We start from the raw sequence: 17,087 nt of genomic DNA on the forward strand, positions 1-17,087 counted from the left end.
TGTCGGCAACCATTCAGACGGAAGAATGAACAATCACCGACGAAAAATACTCACACCACACACAAACCAACCAAACCCCAAGAGGCGGTTGATCATTCGCGGATGTGAAGTACCAAAAAAAATTTGGCACTGACATTCATCGACACACTGTTGAGTTCTCAAAGAACACGCACACACCATCACTTCAACCAGGTTGAAAGCTCCGGGGCAAGGGTTACAATCTTAGCTTGTTCGCTCCAAGGAAGCAAGTTCCCGCTGAGCGTGATTGTCTCCGACTTCGTCCAACCGCGTTTCCCCGGCCTGTCGGTCGGGGTTGGTGTCCATGTCGCTCTGACTTGGACAAAGTTACGCGAATGAAAACTGAGCGTCAAACGTGCAGGTCGCAGATGTTCGACAGGTTAAATCCGCTGGTAGCCCGCCCGGAGGCGGGCCACCAGCGGCCACAGGAGCCCCGCAAGACAACTGTGACCCCACACACGTCAGTTCGGAAGGATTCTCACGCCGGCGAAGTTGCGCTTTCCGCGCCGGACGACCAACCAGCTGCCGTGAAGCAGATCGGATGCGGTGGGCTCCCAGTCGTCGGCCGACACCTTCTGGTTGTTCACCGAAGCACCGCCCTCTTTCACGGCGCGTCGAGCGGCCCCCTTGCTCTCGCACAAGCCGCTCGTCACGAGCAGATCGATGATCGTGCGCGGCTCCCCCGGCGCCAATTCGCTGACCGATGCTTCTTTCAGCGCCGCGGCTAGCGTCGACTCGTCGAGTTCCGCCAGCTCCGCCTTGCCGAACAACGCCTGACTGGCGAGCTCGACAGCACGGGTGTTGTGTTCCCCGTGAACCAAGGTCGTCATCTCCGCGGCAAGTCGCTTCTGCGCTTCTCGCGCATGCGGCCGCTCCGCTGTTGCAGTCTCCAGCTCCGCGAGTTCGTCCGCAGTCAGGAAGGTGAACCAGCGCAGGTACTTGATCACGTCGGCGTCGCCAGTGTTCACGAAGTACTGGTACCAGGCGTACGGGCTGGTCATCTCGGGGTCGAGCCACAAACTTCCGCCACCGGTCGACTTTCCGAACTTTTTGCCATCGGCCGAGGTCACCAGCGGAACCGTCATTGCATGAACGCTTTCACCGTCGACACGACGGTTGAGTTCGACGCCGGCAATGATGTTGCCCCACTGATCGGACCCGCCGACCTGCAGAGTGCAGCCGAGATCGCGTCGCAAGTGCAGGTAGTCGTTGGCCTGGAGCAGCATGTAGCTGAACTCGGTGTACGACATCCCGTCCGACTCGAGACGACGCTTCACGGTGTCACGCGCAAGCATGACGTTCACGGAGAAGTGTTTACCGACATCACGCAGGAAGTCGATGGCCGACATCTTGCCGGTCCAGTTCATGTTGTTCTCGATGACCGCGCTCGTCGGCGAATCGTCGAAATCCACGAATCGTTCGAGCTGACCACGGATGCGACCTGCCCAGTCCGCGACGGTATCGGCGGAGTTCATCGTCCGTTCCCCGACGTCACGGGGGTCTCCGATCAGGCCCGTTGCACCGCCGGCAAGAACGATCGGGCGGTTGCCGGCGCGCTGAAACCGCTTGAGCGCGAGGAGCGGAACCAGGTGACCTGCGTGCAGGCTCGGTCCTGTCGGGTCGAAGCCCGCATACAACGTGACCGGTCCGGCCTCGAGATCTTTACGCAAAGCGTCGAGATCGGTTGATTGGGCGATCAGCCCGCGCCAGGTCAGTTCGTCGAGAATATTCTCAGTCACGGACTCGATCATCCCATCTTCACGAAATGACCGGCGCTCGCGGGCTTCGGCGATACGCGGACACCGCTCGCGAGTCCGGAATCCACAGGCGCCACGGAACCTCCGCCGCGGTACTGACCCCCACCCGCGGTCCACTGACCCATTCCTTCGACTCCCCCAATTCGAGCCGAATCCGAGAGGCAGGGTTGAACACGTCTGTTCCGTTGTCCGCCAACGTGATTGCGACAGAAGCACCGAGATTACCCGGCCCTCTGGCCCATTGGTGAGACGGCCGGTCCGGCGATCTCCGAGCAGACACCACATCGTGACCGGCCTCGATTTCGGCCGCTCGGAGCAGAACACCACCCGCGACACCATCCGGGCCGTACGAGATGTTCATACAAAAGTGCATTCCATAGCTGCGGTAGACGTAGAGACGCCCCGCCCGCCCGAACATCACGCTGTTCCGCGGCGTTCTCCCCCGATACGAATGTGCTGCCGGATCCGGCCATGGCCCGTCCTTCTCCCCTCCGTACGCCTCGACCTCGACGATCCTCAGCGAGATGTCGTCGACGGTCAGGGTCGAGCCGAGAATTGTCAGGCCCGCTTCCAACGGGTTCTCCACATTTTCCAAGGTCTCGATGCTCACCCTTCGATTGTGCCCACGCCGTTGACTCATCGGTCGGCCGAGTCGCATAATTCAACAAGTGATGAATTATTGAAACGAGGCGAACCGTGACCACAACGCCGGCAATAGACATCCGCGGACTACGAGTCATTCGCGGCAAGCACGAAGTTCTTCACTCGCTTGACCTGCAGGTATCAGCAGGATCGATCACCGGACTGCTCGGACCCTCCGGTTGCGGCAAGACAACCCTCATGCGCGCGATAGTCGGAACGCAGATCGTCGAAAGCGGTGAGGTGAGAGTCCTGGGAGATCGCGCCGGGTCCGTTGCCCTTCGCCGTCGGATCGGGTACGTCACCCAATCCCCCAGTGTGTACGGCGACCTGACGGTCACGCGAAATGTTCAGTATTTCGGCGCTCTGTACGGAAAATCCGGCGCAGACGTCGCAGCAGCGGTCGACGCCGTCGGATTGAGCCGATACGCCGACCAGACCGCCGCCGATCTGTCTGGTGGTCAACGCGGGCGAGTCTCGCTGGCTTGCGCGTTGGTGGCGTCACCTGATGTGTTGATCCTCGACGAACCGACCGTCGGCCTCGATCCGGTGCTTCGCGTCGAATTGTGGGAACGATTCGCTGACCTTGCTCGCAGCGGAACCACCCTGTTGGTCTCGAGCCACGTCATGGATGAGGCCGACCACTGCGCTGAGCTGATCCTGATGCGAGACGGGTACCTCCTCGCTCAACTCACACCCGATGAATTGCGCGCCAAAACCAGATGTGAACGGCTCGAGGACGCCTTTCTCGAGCTGATTCGGACTTCACCCGTCGGAGGTGAAATATCATGAGCATCAGGATCTTCGGCGCTACGACCGTACGCATTCTGCTTCAGCTCCGCCAGGACCATCGCACGGTGGCCATGATCTTGTTGGTCCCGTCGTTGTTGATGATTTTGCTGTATTTCCTCTACCAAGACGTCCCGACGCCACCCGGCCAGGTTTCGCTCTTCCAACGAGTGGCGATCACGATGTTGGGAATCTTGCCGTTTGTGGTGATGTTCCTGGTCACATCCATCGCCATGCAGCGCGAACGCAGTTCAGGAACCCTCGAACGCCTGCTCACCACACCGATGGGCAAACTCGACCTTCTCGCCGGATACGGGGCGGCATTTTCGCTCTCCGCCGCCGCTCAAGCAGCTCTCGCGTGCGCGGTTGCTTTCGGATTCCTCGGACTCACCATCGCCGGCAGTCTTGCCTGGGTCATCGTCATTGCAGTTCTCGGCGCAATACTGGGCGTTGCGCTAGGCCTGTTGGCCAGCGCATTCGCGAAGACCGAGTTCCAAGCGGTGCAATTCATGCCGGTAGTTGTGGTTCCACAGCTCTTCCTCTGCGGACTCCTGGTACCGCGCGACCAATTGCCGACCTGGCTCGAATGGATCAGCAACGTCCTCCCCTTGAGCTACGCCGTCGACGCACTTCAGCAAGTGTCGATGCATGCCGACGCGACGGGTCAGATGTGGCGTGATCTCGCCGTCATGGCGGGCTTCGCCGCCGCCGCACTCTCGCTGGCCGCGGCCACACTCGATCGCCGCACTCCATGACCGACAAGGACACGAGTCCTGCACCGATTCGTTCGGGGCGACGACCGGGCAAGTCGGAGACTCGCGCGCAGATCCTCGATTCGGCACGACGGGCGTTCTCCCAGAACGGTTTTCGACGAACAACCGTTCGATCGATAGCTGCGGCCGCTGACGTCGATCCGGCTATGATTCATCACCATTTCGGGAGCAAGGAGCAGTTGTTCACCGCTGCGATCGCGCTACCGATCGATCCAGCAAAGGTACTGGGACCGGTTCACACCTCCCCGACCGAAAACCTCGGCGAAAGCCTTCTCCGGGCGGTGATCGGGCTATGGGATTCGGAACATCAGCCGGCGATTCTGGCGGCTTTTCGATCAGCCATTTCCGGCGACGGATCGCAGCTGATCCAGAGCTTTCTGCTCGATGTCGTATTGCGCGACATCATTCCGCGGGTGGACACACCACCTGGTACCGGCTTGATCAGAGCGGAATTGGTGGCCTCTCAGATGGCCGGACTGCTTGTCACGCGATATGTGCTCGGACTCGAACCACTCGCATCATTGAGCTTTGACGCTTTGGTACCGCTGGTGGCTCCGAACCTCCAGCGGTACCTGACCGGTGAATTACCGATCTAGCCTTCAGCCCGCGCGAGCAACTTCTCGTGCTCGTCGTCCGCCACATCGCGTGCCTCGTCGATCAACAGAACGGGAATGCCGTTCTCGATCGGGTAGGCACGCCGCAGGCGCGGGTTGTAGAGCAACTCGTCCCCGACCAGCAACAGCGGGCCTTTGTCCTGGGGGCAGGCCAAAATGCTGAGCAACGTCGAATCAATAGCCACGTGAGTCCTCTCGAACCGATCAAACAGAATGTCCTCAGGCTACCGTGCTCCGGTGCTCACCCTCGTCGGCATCAACTGCGCGGCAATTGCCTTGGTCAGCCGCTTGTACGACTGCGACTCGGAATCGAGGAACCAGGTCCGTGGCCCCGGCGCCGGCAATCCGGCCGCAGCCAAAGCAGTGGAGCTCGGACGGTACGACGAACCCACCGGGATCTCGTCAACCACGTGCACGATATCCGGACGAGCGTCGAAAGCGATGCGCGAGAGGGCCTCTGCAAGCTCGGCAGAACGGAACTGCCGTCCCGGACGCCATGTCACGGCAGCGACCGCCAGCTGATGCGGCGCGTCACCGACTCCGTATGCGACGGCAAGATCCACCCGCGCCACACTCGACAACGCGTCGACGATCGGCTGGGTGAACACGGGACCGCGGAGCGTGGAAATGACCGTGTTCTTGTGGTCGATCAGCCAGTAGTCGCCGTCGGCGTCCCGGCGGAAGAGATTTTCGGTGGGAATCCACGAATCGCCGGCTTGGAAGAGACCTCGCATGGCTCCGCCCGAGAGATCGGCGGTGAATCCCGCGCGCCCGAGCAGCAATCCGACCTCGTCTTCGGCGCACTCACGGACAAATCCGTTTCCGTTCTCGAGGAGCCGACCACTCAGCGGGTCGTATGCCGCCAACCGCACCTGCGCACTACCCGGCAGTGGGCGCCCCTTGGAACCAACTTTGGAGCCTGCAACATTGGCAAGAATCACGTCGCCTTCGGTCGACGCATAGAACTCGAGTACCTGCGCGGGGTCGAACGCCTCCGTTGTCCGCTTCCACAGACCATGGGGCATGCCCGAACCGATGAACAGGCGGACCGGATGACTACCGTCGATGAGAAGAAGATCCTCGTCGAGTATCTCGCGCATCATCGACCACGTGTAACTCACGACCGTCACGCCGTAGCGGTGGATTTCCTCGACGAACCTCGCGGGGTTCAGTCCACGTGAGAGCGCAATGCGTGAGCCACCGGCCATGGCACCACCGATGGTCGCGAGCAGACTCGACGAATGATGGAGTGGTGCAAGGCAGTACACGGTGTCACCGCGATCGAGATCTGCCGCCGTGGCCGTGCCGAAGGCCGACAGTGCCCACCGGTAGTTGGTGATCTGCTTGGCCTCGAGCACACCGCCGGATTCCGCAAAGATGATGAAGGCGAGTTCGCGGGCGACACCGGGATCCGGTCGGTACCACCCGGGCAGATTGACCTTCGTCGGATCGATTTGTTCGAGATCGATCACGTCGTGTGACGGATCCACCTCGAGGCCACGGGCATCGCCGCCGCCGAGCACCAGTACCGGCCGACCGGTAACCACTGCAGCATCGACGTTTTCCGGATCGGTGATGATCCGATCGACCGACCCCAGCTTGACCGCCGCCGTTATGTCGGAGCCTGGCGGAAGCATGACCGCGACGGCACCAAGTCGCGACAGGGCCGCGATGGCCGCGAGTGCGCTGGGGCGGGTCTCCATCAGGACACCGACATGCGCTGCCGGACGCACTCCCACGGAGATCAATCCACGCACGACATTGTCGATACGCGCGTTGACCGCTTCATAGGTGTGCACGCGATTGTCGAAGAGGAAGCACTCGCCGTTCGGCGCCTTTCGACGCTGCTCCGCCAGCAACTGGCTCAGCGAGATCTTGGTGTGCGGCTGAATCTGGTTGAGTCGAGCCAGACGTGGCAACGCTCGTGCCGCTTCTCCCGACAATTCGAAAGTGCCGCGCAACGCACCGGCGGCAAGGTCACTGATTCCCTTGGTGACTCCTGCACCTACTTCAGCGACCGAGGCGACGGTGTGGATGATCCGATTGCTGATCGACACACCGGTCTGGTCTTCGAGGTCGGCGCCGTAGACCATGTTCGCGATACGGTCCGGGAGGGGTCCACCCGTCTCGGTCCACTGTACGAATTCACCGGTGGTCGGCCAGGTGTGATTGGCCGCAGTGGAACCGACAACCAAACCGAAATGGCCTGCACGCAAGGTAGATTCGTAGACCTTCGCCCGCGGAGCGGCTTGACTGATGCCTCGAACCGCTTGCGGCTGGCCGATGTCGTCGACCTCGCCGACGAATGCCAGGATGGGGCAGGTGATCTCGGCGAGCGAGACCAATTGATCCTTGATGACGAACCCACCGGTCATCATTCGGTTGTGCACGATGAACTGCTTGAGCAGTTCGGCTACCGCGGGCCCCGACCACGCGACCCAACCCTCGGTCGCGAGGAAGCGTCGTTGCTGCTCCCGCGGAAGCAACGCCTCCCGGTCGTGCAGTTGAAGCAGAAAGTCGACGCGCATCTTCAGCGTCTTCACGGGATCGAGCAACTGGAACCCGGTACGGGCCATCCACCCGGTGACCGCCAGGCGATTGAAGACGTGATCGGCGAGGAAATCTGCACCCTTGGTTGCCAATCCCGCCGGGATGCCGAAGGGTAGCGCGGCGAGTGTGTCGACCGGACTGCCGAAGGTGATGACGCTGGCGATGTTTCGACTACGCCGATACGCGGCAGCCTGATAGGCGAACATGCCACCCTGCGAATAACCGGAGATGTGAACATCTTTTCCGGTGTGACGGTGGATGTGATCGACGATGTCGCTGAGAGCGATGATGTGATCGGCGAGGTTACGATCCCAACCGCCCTCTTCGGAGTCGGGCGAACCGAAATCGACGACCCAGGGATCAAGGCCCATCTCGTGCAGAATTCCCACAGCGCCCTGGTCACGGGTCACGTCGTACACGTTCGCCGACATCATCATCGGCGGGATCAGCAAGATCGGTGCGCCGACGGTTTCCGGGTCACTGTCCGGGAAGTAGCGCCGTAGCCGATACATCGCTGCGCGTTCGACGATCTCGAACGGCGACGTGGTCGCATCCGTTTCCAGCCCACCCAACCGGACGACCTCGAGGCCGTTTTGTGCTGTCGCAACCACCCGACGAATCGGGCCCAGCACAGACTTGGAATTCAATCCCACCATTTCACTCCCAAGTTACTCACCATGTGACGTCAGTCTCATTTTTCCCGCGCGCGACAAGCCTACTGACGATGAATACGCGTACGCGGTCAGGGAGCAAATTCTGCTACCTGACCGCGTACGACCGAAGGACTACTGCCGAAAAGAGAGCGACAACACTCGTGACCGCGAGGTCACAGGGTCCATTCCCGCAGTGACTGCGCCACTGCTTTGACTCCGTCCAGCTGCTCGGCAACCCGCACCCCCGCAGTGCCGCCTCGCGCGTTGCGCGAAGCAATGGAACCCTCGACTGTCAGCACCTCACGAACAGCGGGTGTCAGCGCGCTGTCGACGCCGGCCAGCTCCTCGTCGGTGAGATCTTCGAGTCCGACCCCTCGTGCTTCGGCGACACGCACGCACGCTCCGGCAGCCTCGTGGGCAACCCGGAACGGCACGCCCTGACGCACCATCCACTCCGCGATGTCGGTGGCCAACGTGAACCCTGCCGGAGCTAGTTCCGCCATGCGCTCGGTGTGGAACTCGAGCGTCTGCACCAGACCGGTGATGGCCGGGAGCAGCATCTCGAGCTGCGCAACCGAGTCGAAAACCGGTTCCTTGTCCTCTTGCAGATCGCGGTTGTACGCCAGCGGCTGAGCCTTGAGCGTCGCCAACAATCCGGTCAGGTTGCCGATCAAACGACCCGACTTACCGCGCGTCAGTTCCGAGACATCCGGATTCTTCTTCTGCGGCATGATCGACGATCCCGTCGACCACGCGTCGGCAAGCGTGATGTAGCCGAACTCCGGTGTGCTCCAGATGATGATCTCTTCCGCCATACGGGAGAGATCGACACCGATCATTGCGAGCACGAACGCTGCCTCGGCCGCAAAATCACGCGAAGCCGTTGCGTCGATCGAGTTCTCGGCCGAGCTGTCGAACTTCAGTTCCGCCGCAATCGCTTCGGGATCGAGTCCGAGTGAGGAACCGGCCAGTGCACCGGAACCGTACGGGGACACCGCAGCTCGCACGTCGAAGTCGCGAAGGCGCTGCACGTCCCGCAACAGTGGATGTGCGTGAGCGAGCAGGTGATGCGCCAACAGGACCGGCTGAGCCGCCTGCAGGTGCGTCTTGCCCGGCATCACGGCATCCGGATGCGCCCCGGCCTGAGTCGCCAATGCGTCGACCACGTCGAGAACTCCGGTGGAGATGCGGCGGACTGCATCGCGAAGCCACATGCGGAACAGCGTGGCCACCTGGTCGTTTCGCGAACGTCCAGCACGCAGGCGCCCACCGACCTCAGGCCCGACACGCTCGATCAGACCACGCTCGAGTGCGCCGTGTACGTCCTCGTCCGACTCGCTGGGCCCGAAGGCGCCACTGGCAACATCTGCCGCCAGGCGGTCGAGACCGTCGAGCATTGTCACGAGGTCGGCTTCACTGAGCAGGCCTGCCTTGTTCAGCACACGCGCATGCGCCTGCGACGCCCGCACGTCGTACGGAGCGAGGACCCAGTCGAAGTGAGTCGACTTGCTCAGCGCCGCCATGGCAGCGGCCGGTCCGGACTCGAACCGCCCGCCCCACAGCGCACCTTCGTTGGTGCCGTGTTTTTGAGCGTCTCCGTCACCGTGAGCCGTCATGGCTCAGAGTCCCAGATCGCGCTTCGCGGCGACCTTCGACGACAGACCGTGGATCTCGACGAAGCCCTTCGATGCGGACTGGTCGAAGCTGTCGCCCTCGTCGTACGTCGCGAGGTTGAAGTCGTAGAGCGACTCCGGGCTACGACGACCGTTGACGGTGATGGCTCCACCGTGCAGGAAGAGACGAATGTCGCCGGTGACGCGTTCCTGCGTCTTGTTGACGAACGTGTCCAGTGCGTCCTTGAGGGGCGAGAACCAGAGGCCGTCGTAGACCAGCTCGGACCAACGCTGCTCCATCTGACGCTTGTAGCGACCGAGTTCGCGTTCGAGGGTGACGTGTTCGAGTTCCTGGTGCGCGGTGATGAGAACCATGGCGCCGGGAGCTTCGTAGATCTCACGGCTCTTGATGCCCACGAGACGGTCCTCGACGACGTCGAGACGGCCGACGCCCTGAGCGCCTGCGCGCTTGTTCAGTTCCTGAATGGCTTCGAGAACCGACACCGGGCGGCCGTCGATGGCGACCGGGCGGCCCTTGTCGAAGCTGATGATGAGCTCGTCGGGTGCGTTCCAGTTGACCGTCGGGTCCTGGGTGTAGTCGTAGACGTCCTTCGTCGGCGCGTTCCACAGATCCTCGAGGAATCCGGTCTCGACGGCGCGGCCCCAGACGTTCTGGTCGATCGAGAACGGCGACTTCTTGGAGACGTTGATCGGGATGTTGTTCTCTTCGGCGAAGGCGATGGCCTTCTCGCGGGTCCAGGCGTAGTCGCGGACCGGTGCGATGACCTGCAGGTCGGGTGCGAGGGCGCCGAATCCGACCTCGAAGCGAACCTGGTCGTTGCCCTTACCGGTGCAACCGTGCGAGACGATGGTGCCGCCGTGCGAGCGTGCAGCTTCGACGATGTGCTTGACGATCAGCGGACGGCTGATGGCCGAGACGAGCGGGTAGCGGTCCATGTACAGGGCGTTGGCCGCGATGGTCGGCAGGCAGTATTCGTCCGCGAACTCGTCGCGGGCGTCGACGACAACGGATTCGACTGCGCCGCAGTCGATCGCGCGCTGACGCACGACCTCCATGTCCTCGCCACCCTGCCCCAGATCGATGGCGACGGCGACAACTTCAGCGCCCGTCTCCTTACCGATCCAACTGATGGCAACAGAAGTGTCCAGCCCGCCCGAGTAGGCGAGTACGACGCGATCGGCCATGGTTTTTGTGCTCCTTCGGTTGAAAATCTCTATCAAAGAATAAGGGGTCAGGCGAGCGATTCGATCATGGCCGCGAGTTCCGCTCCGGAAAGCGGTTCCCGGGCCACTACGAAGATGGTGTCATCTCCGGCGATCGTGCCCACGATGTCCGGCATCGAGGACCGATCCAGTGCGCTCGCGAGGTAGTGCGCGGCTCCCGGCGGTGTCCGGAGGATCGCCATGTTGCCGCTGAAATCGGTGGAGACCAACAACTCACCCAACAGCCGTGAGAGGCGGTCGGTGCCGCCGGCCACACCGCGTACCGGGTTCCCGTCCTCCGGCACCACGTAAACACCGGCGCCGCCGTCGGCGGCACGCAGTTTCACCGCTCCCAGCTCTTCGAGGTCACGCGAGAGCGTCGCCTGCGTTGCTTCGATGCCCTCGGCACCGAGCAAGGCCGCCAGCTCCGTCTGACTTCGGACAGGGTGAGCCGCCAGAAGCGCGATGATGCGCGACTGGCGACCAGCCCGAGTGGGAGCGACGCTCACGCCGGGTCCAGTTGGGTTCGCTGTTCCAGCAGCCACACGAGCAATGCCTTCTGGGCGTGCAGACGGTTCTCCGCCTCGTCCCAGACAACACTCTGCGGCCCGTCGAGAACCTCGTCGGTGACTTCTTCGCCGCGATGCGCGGGCAGGCAGTGCAGGACGACGGCCTTCGGATCTGCCTTTGCGAGCAGCTCCTTGTTGATCTGGAACGGACGGAAAGGTCCGACCCGATCGAGTCCGTCGTTCTCCTGACCCATCGAGGTCCAGGTATCGGTGACCAACGCGTCGGCACCGACGACGCCGGCCTGTGGGTCCTGCGTCAGGGTGATGGTCGCGCCGGTTTCCTCGGCGCGTTTGCGTGCTGCTGCCACGACCCAGTCCGCCGGTTCGAAGCCGGCGGGGCTTGCGATGGTGACGTCGATGCCTGCGGTCACTCCGCCGAGCATCAGCGAGTGAGCCATGTTGTTGGCGCCGTCGCCCAGGTAGGTCAGCTTCAGCCCCTTGAGCTCACCCTTCTGTTCGATCAGCGTTTGCAGATCGGCCAGAACCTGACAGGGATGAAATTCGTCGGACAATGCATTGACGATGGGAATCGTTGCGCCCGTAGCCATTTGCTCCAGGCGCTTCTGGCCGAACGTGCGCCACACGACGGCGTCGACGTAGCGGGAGAGAACGCGTCCGGTGTCCGCCAAGGTCTCTTCACGACCGAGTTGAGTGCTGCGCCCGTCGACGACGACAGCGTGACCGCCCATCTGTGCGATGCCCATCTCGAACGAGAAACGTGTACGCGTCGAGTTCTTCTCGAAGATGACACCGACTCCGCGGGGACCCTCGAGCGGACGCCGAGCGAACGGGTCCTTCTTGAGAATCGCAGCGAGTTCCAGAACTTCGGCCTGCTGCGCAGGAGTCAGATCGTCGTCCCTGAGAAAGTGTTTCACCACGGTAGTCACTTCTCCCCCGGCTGGTCAGCCGATAGTGCACTGTCGAAGATGGCAGGTAGTGCTGCCACGAAGGTTTCGGCCTGCTCGTCCGTGAGGATGAGCGGCGGCGCCAACCGGATCACTCCGGGTTGCGCTGCATTCACAAGGTACCCGGCTTCGCGCGCTGCGTTTTCCACCGCCGGCGCGACGTCCTCGGTCAGCACGACACCCAGCAACAGTCCTGATCCCCGTACGTAGTCGACCAACGGATGGCCCAGATCTTCGATGCCCGCCGAGATCGACTTACCCAAGCTGTCGGCGCGTGAGATCAGGTCTTCCGCTGCAATGGTTTTCAGCACGGCAAGTGCCGCCGCAGCACACACCGGATTGCCACCGAACGTCGTACCGTGCTTACCCGGTCCGAACAACTCGGCCGTTGCCCCGGTCGCGATGCAGGCGCCGATCGGCATTCCGCCACCGAGTCCCTTCGCAAGAGTGATGACGTCCGGAACGATGCCGACTGCCTGATGGGCGTAGAACCAGCCGGTCCGGCCGATGCCGGTCTGCACTTCGTCGAGCACGAGAAGTGCACCGCGCTCGGCGGTGATCCGCCGAGCCTCGACGAGGTATCCCTCGGGTGGCACCACGACGCCGCCCTCACCCATGATCGGTTCGAGGAACACAGCGGCGGTGTCGGAATCGACGGCCTGCTCGAGTGCCTCGACGTCGCCGTACGGCACGAACTCGACACCGGCGGGCATCGGTTCGAACGGCGCCCGCTTGGCCGGCTGACCCGTCAGAGCGAGTGCCCCCATCGTGCGACCGTGGAAGGAGCCTTCGGCTGCGATGATCTTCTTCCGGCCGGTGGCGCGAGCGAGCTTGAAGGCAGCCTCGTTCGCCTCGGTACCGGAGTTGCAGAAGAACGCGCGCCCGGTGACGTTGCCGAGATGAGCGAGCAACTGCTCCGCCAACTCGACGACCGGCTCGCTGGCGTACAGGTTGGAAACATGGCCGAGTGTCGACAACTGAGTAGTGACGGCTTCGACGACGGCCGGATGTCCGTGTCCGAGGATGTTGACGGCGATTCCTGCCAGGAAGTCGACGTACTGCTTGCCGTCGGCGTCGGTGAGTACGGCGCCGTCACCGCGGACGAGAGCAACCCGGGGTACGCCGTAATTGTTCATCAGCGAAGCGGACCACCGCTGCTGCAGATCGATCGTGCTCATGAGATAGCTCCCTGCTGGGGACCGGCGACCGAGGAACCCGGCACGACCATCGTGCCGATTCCTTCACCGGTGAAAAGTTCGAGTAGGACTGAATGTTCGAGCCGACCGTCGATCACGTGCGCCGACGGCACACCTCCGCGCACCGCGCGAAGGCAGGCCTCCATCTTGGGCACCATGCCGGCGTCGAGACTCGGCAACAACTGGGCCAGGGCGTCGGTGTCGATTTCGGTGGCCAGTGAGGCTCGGTCCGGCCAATCGGTGTACAGGCCCTCGACGTCGGTGAGGACAACGAGCTTCTCGGCACCGATCGCCTCGGCCAGTGCTGCAGCAGCGGTATCGGCGTTGATGTTGTGGACGACACCGTCGGCGTCGGGTGCGATGGTCGAGACGACCGGAATACGTCCTGCCGCAATGAGATCGAGTACCGCGTCTGGGTTCACGGTGGTGACGTCCCCGACCAGCCCGATGTCGGTCTGCTCCCCCTCGACCGCAACAGTGCGTCGAGTAGCGGTGAACAGGTGCGCATCTTCACCGGAGATACCGACCGCGTAAGGACCGTGCGCGTTGATCAAGCCGACGAGTTCACGGCCGACCTGACCGAAAAGCACCATCCGCACGACGTCCATCACCTCGGGCGTCGTGACCCGGAAACCACCGCGGAACTCACCCTTCATGCCAAGGCGTGCCAGCATCGCGTTGATCTGCGGGCCACCGCCGTGCACGACGACGGGATGGATGCCGACAGTCCTCAGGAACGCCATGTCGGCGGCAAATGCCGTTTTGAGCGTCTCGTCGATCATGGCGTTTCCGCCGTACTTGACCACGACCACCTTGTCGCGGAATCGCTGCAGCCACGGCAGCGCGTCGGCAAGGACATGCGCTTTCTGATGCTCGCTGATCACGGGATACGTCTCGGTCATGACGAATACGCCGAGTTCTCTTCGACGTAAGCATGCGAGAGGTCCGTGGTGCGAATGCTCACGGACTCGTTGCCGATTCCCAGATCGATGTCGAGTTCGATGTCGATCCCACTCAGGTCCACCTCACGCGCCCCCGGAGCACCGACGCCGTCGATGCAGACGGGACTCCCGTTGAAGGACACACTGATTCGATCGGGATCGAGCTCGATGGGAGCGATACCCACTGCGGCGAGAACGCGACCCCAATTGGGATCGGAACCGAAAAGCGCTGTCTTGACCAGGCTGTCGCGGGCGATGGTCCGGGCGCCGATCAACGCATCGGACTCGGACGCCGCGCCGCGAACCGTCACCTTGACCCGCTTGGTGACACCCTCGGCGTCTGCCATCAACTGATCCGCGAGATCATCACACACGGCCAGCACTGCGGCGTTCAGTTCGTCCTGCGTCGGCGTGACACCGCTGGCGCCGGAGGCCAACAGGAGCACTGTGTCGTTGGTGGACGTGGCGCCGTCGACGTCGAGGCGATCGAAGCTCAGGTGGGTGGCGGCGCGCAGAGCGGTATCGAGCTGCTCGGCCGTTGCGACAGCATCGGTCGTGACGACGCACAGCATCGTGGCCAGCGCAGGCGCGAGCATGCCTGCGCCCTTGGCCATTCCGCCGACGTTCCATTTGTTCGCGTGGTGCAGCGACGCCTGCTTCGGCACGGTATCGGTGGTCATGATCGCGTATGCCGCGTCGGTGCCTCCGGAGATTCCGCCGGCCAGTTCGTGCACTACCTCGGTGACACCGGGGATCAGCTTGTCCATGGGCAAGCGGTCACCGATAAGTCCGGTCGAACAGACAGCGACCTCGATCGCGCCCGTCTCGGTGCCCCAATTACTCAGTGCCGAAGCAACTTCCTCGGCAGTCTTGTGTGCATCCTGGAATCCACCCGCGCCCGTGCAGGCGTTCGCGCCGCCCGAGTTGAGCACCACCGCGCGCAGCTTGCCCGTCGTCAGGACCTGCTGAGACCAGAGCACCGGAGCTGCCTTGACCTTGTTCAGGGTGAAGACGCCGGCAGCGGCCAGATCGGGTCCCTCGTTGAGCACCAATGCGAGGTCCGACTTGCCACTCTTCTTGATACCGGCAGCAATTCCGGCACCGCGGAATCCGGCAGGTGCGGTGACGCCCTGCGTGCGGAGCAGACGTCCCTCGGCGACGTGAACCACGTCTGCAACGGTCGCGTCAGGCTCGGTTGCGTTGTCGATCTGCTGCGGATTGTCGGTGCTCACGGAGCTACTCCCACGGTAGAGAGACCTGCGGTCTCGGGTAGGCCAAGGGCGAGATTCATCGATTGCACCGCGCCACCGGCGGTGCCCTTGGTGAGATTGTCGATTGCCGAGATGACAACGAGCTGACCGGCGTCGGCGTCAACGGTGACCCCGATCTGTACGGCATTGGATCCGATCACGGCACCGGTCTGCGGGAAGGCTCCGGCAGGCAGTACGTGGATGAACGGCTCGTCGTTGTATGCCTTGTCGTAGATTTCGCGCGCTTGCTCTTCGGTGGCCGTGGTGGCTGCCGTGCAGGTCGCGAGGATGCCGCGCGGCATGGGCGCGAGGACTGGAGTGAAGGAGACACTGATGTCCTTGCCGCCTGCGGCCGAGAGATTCTGAATGATCTCAGGGGTGTGGCGATGGACGCCGCCGACGCCGTACGCACGGACGGAGCCCATGACCTCGGAACCCAGCAGATCAGCCTTCGGTGCCCGGCCGGCGCCCGAAGTGCCACTGACCGCAACCACGTTCACGTGTGAGTCCACGATCCCCGCGGCAACGGCGGGGGCCAGCGCGAGGCTCGCTGCCGTCGGGTAGCAGCCCGGAACGGCGATGCGGGTTGCGCCTACCAATTTCTCACGGGCACCGGGCAATTCAGGAAGACCGTAGGGCCAGGTGCCGGCATGAGCGCTCTTGTAGTACTTCTCCCAGGCTGCGGGATCCTGCAGCCGGAAGTCCGCGCCGCAGTCAATGATGACCGTCGACTCGGGCAGCAACTTGGCGTACTGAGCCGAATTTCCGTGTGGGAGACCGAGGAAGACGACGTCGTGACCCGAGAGGATCTCGACGGTGGTCTCTTCGAGTACCCGCGACGAGAGTGGAAGCAAGTGCGGATGATGCTCACCGAGCGTCGAACCGGCGTTGCCACCGGCGGTCAGCGAACCGATCACCAGGCTGCCGTCGACATAGGAGGGGTGCCCGAGAAGCAGACGCAGAACCTCACCACCGGCGTACCCACTGGCGCCGGCAACGGCGACTCTGATCGGCTTGCGTGCGTTCTCGGTCGTACCACCTTCAGTCATGTCACACAGTATGCATCATTGTGCATCGGAATGCATAATTACTTACCCATGGATCGCCGGATCTCCTCGAGCTTGGCCTTTGCGGCCTTCTGGCGCTCGTCCCACTGCTCGTCGACGGACTTTCCGACAGGACTCTCGTGCGCCAGTTCGGACGAACCTATTGAAGTACCGAAGCGCCCCTCTATCTTCTCCCGAACGCGGTCGAAAGTGGGCACTCCCCCTTCGGTGTAGTCGGGTTCGGGAATTCTCGGATCGGTCGCAAGTACCACCGGGACGTCGATGATCTCGTCGACCTCCACAACGGTGTCGGGCAGTTCGACTTCTTCGGCGTCGGTGATCTCGTTCTCGTCCTCGACGCGGTTCGGCTCGAGGCTCGCGGCAGCGGTGTCCACCACGGAAAGAAGGACCGACAAACTCGGACGACGCTCGACCACTGCGCGGACGACCGCGAGGAAGTCCTTGTCGTCGAGTGCACTGGCGGCCTCGACTACCTGGTGCACGGACCCATCATGTTCGGACCCATCATTTCGTGACACTGTCAGTCCCT

At 62.8% G+C, this 17,087-nt stretch carries 16 protein-coding genes; 3 read left to right on the forward strand and 13 right to left on the reverse strand.

Annotated features, from left to right (window positions below):
- Window positions 1-479 precede the first annotated feature (479 nt).
- Both tyrS and ASU23_RS05600 read right to left on the reverse strand, forming a co-directional pair.
- Window positions 480-1,757 carry a tyrosine--tRNA ligase gene (tyrS, locus tag ASU23_RS05595; protein ID WP_007736194.1) on the reverse strand — a complete coding sequence of 426 codons (1,278 nt, stop codon included), beginning with the start codon at window positions 1,755-1,757 and terminating at the stop codon, window positions 480-482.
- Window positions 1,758-1,776: 19 nt separating this feature from the next.
- A complete protein-coding gene (locus ASU23_RS05600; protein WP_003944023.1) occupies window positions 1,777-2,385 on the reverse strand; it encodes a DNA-3-methyladenine glycosylase in 609 nt (202 codons plus the stop codon).
- Between the two features lie 86 nt (window positions 2,386-2,471).
- Here ASU23_RS05600 and ASU23_RS05605 point away from each other — a divergent pair, with 86 nt between their 5' ends.
- The 3 genes from ASU23_RS05605 to ASU23_RS05615 are packed head-to-tail and all read left to right on the forward strand — an operon-like array spanning window position 2,472 to window position 4,572.
- On the forward strand, window positions 2,472-3,206 hold the full coding sequence (locus ASU23_RS05605) for an ABC transporter ATP-binding protein (RefSeq protein WP_058037510.1): 735 nt from the start codon (window positions 2,472-2,474) through the stop codon (window positions 3,204-3,206).
- On the forward strand, window positions 3,203-3,958 hold the full coding sequence (locus ASU23_RS05610; RefSeq protein ID WP_003944033.1) for an ABC transporter permease: 756 nt from the start codon (window positions 3,203-3,205) through the stop codon (window positions 3,956-3,958). Before ASU23_RS05605 ends, ASU23_RS05610 begins: the two co-directional genes overlap by 4 nt.
- Window positions 3,955-4,572 (forward strand): TetR family transcriptional regulator, encoded by a 618-nt coding sequence (locus tag ASU23_RS05615; protein ID WP_058037511.1) that lies wholly within the window; start codon window positions 3,955-3,957, stop codon window positions 4,570-4,572. Before ASU23_RS05610 ends, ASU23_RS05615 begins: the two co-directional genes overlap by 4 nt.
- Here the strand turns inward: ASU23_RS05615 and ASU23_RS05620 are convergent.
- From ASU23_RS05620 to ASU23_RS05670, 11 genes are all read right to left on the reverse strand, one after another.
- Window positions 4,569-4,775, reverse strand: a complete 207-nt coding sequence (locus ASU23_RS05620) for a Trm112 family protein (protein ID WP_003944045.1) — start codon at window positions 4,773-4,775, stop codon at window positions 4,569-4,571. The genes ASU23_RS05615 and ASU23_RS05620 overlap by 4 nt on opposite strands.
- 39 nt (window positions 4,776-4,814) lie before the next feature.
- Window positions 4,815-7,796, reverse strand: coding sequence for an acyl-CoA synthetase (locus ASU23_RS05625; RefSeq protein WP_021334041.1), 2,982 nt, complete (start codon window positions 7,794-7,796; stop codon window positions 4,815-4,817).
- Between the two features lie 170 nt (window positions 7,797-7,966).
- Window positions 7,967-9,409, reverse strand: a complete 1,443-nt coding sequence (gene argH, locus ASU23_RS05630) for an argininosuccinate lyase (RefSeq protein WP_003944092.1) — start codon at window positions 9,407-9,409, stop codon at window positions 7,967-7,969.
- A gap of 3 nt (window positions 9,410-9,412) precedes the next feature.
- Window positions 9,413-10,612, reverse strand: coding sequence for an argininosuccinate synthase (locus ASU23_RS05635; protein WP_007736221.1), 1,200 nt, complete (start codon window positions 10,610-10,612; stop codon window positions 9,413-9,415).
- Window positions 10,613-10,659: 47 nt separating this feature from the next.
- Entirely contained in the window at window positions 10,660-11,139 is a 480-nt protein-coding gene (locus ASU23_RS05640; protein ID WP_007736224.1) for an arginine repressor, read from the reverse strand.
- On the reverse strand, window positions 11,136-12,086 hold the full coding sequence (argF, locus tag ASU23_RS05645; RefSeq protein ID WP_021334039.1) for an ornithine carbamoyltransferase: 951 nt from the start codon (window positions 12,084-12,086) through the stop codon (window positions 11,136-11,138). Before argF ends, ASU23_RS05640 begins: the two co-directional genes overlap by 4 nt.
- Window positions 12,083-13,282, reverse strand: a complete 1,200-nt coding sequence (locus ASU23_RS05650; protein ID WP_007736227.1) for an acetylornithine transaminase — start codon at window positions 13,280-13,282, stop codon at window positions 12,083-12,085. The genes argF and ASU23_RS05650 overlap by 4 nt, the downstream gene beginning before the upstream one ends.
- The gene (gene argB / locus ASU23_RS05655; protein ID WP_007736229.1) at window positions 13,279-14,202 is read right to left on the reverse strand and encodes an acetylglutamate kinase; all 924 of its coding nucleotides are present in this window, start codon (window positions 14,200-14,202) and stop codon (window positions 13,279-13,281) included. The genes ASU23_RS05650 and argB overlap by 4 nt, the downstream gene beginning before the upstream one ends.
- Window positions 14,199-15,449, reverse strand: coding sequence for a bifunctional glutamate N-acetyltransferase/amino-acid acetyltransferase ArgJ (gene argJ, locus ASU23_RS05660; protein WP_058037535.1), 1,251 nt, complete (start codon window positions 15,447-15,449; stop codon window positions 14,199-14,201). Before argJ ends, argB begins: the two co-directional genes overlap by 4 nt.
- 20 nt (window positions 15,450-15,469) lie before the next feature.
- Window positions 15,470-16,540, reverse strand: coding sequence for an N-acetyl-gamma-glutamyl-phosphate reductase (gene argC / locus ASU23_RS05665; RefSeq protein ID WP_058037512.1), 1,071 nt, complete (start codon window positions 16,538-16,540; stop codon window positions 15,470-15,472).
- 38 nt (window positions 16,541-16,578) lie between these two features.
- Entirely contained in the window at window positions 16,579-17,040 is a 462-nt protein-coding gene (locus tag ASU23_RS05670; RefSeq protein WP_058037536.1) for a hypothetical protein, read from the reverse strand.
- Window positions 17,041-17,087 lie beyond the last annotated feature (47 nt).

Source organism: Rhodococcus sp. KB6 (assembly GCF_001445685.1).
In the GTDB taxonomy this organism is placed as follows: domain Bacteria; phylum Actinomycetota; class Actinomycetes; order Mycobacteriales; family Mycobacteriaceae; genus Rhodococcus_F; species Rhodococcus_F qingshengii.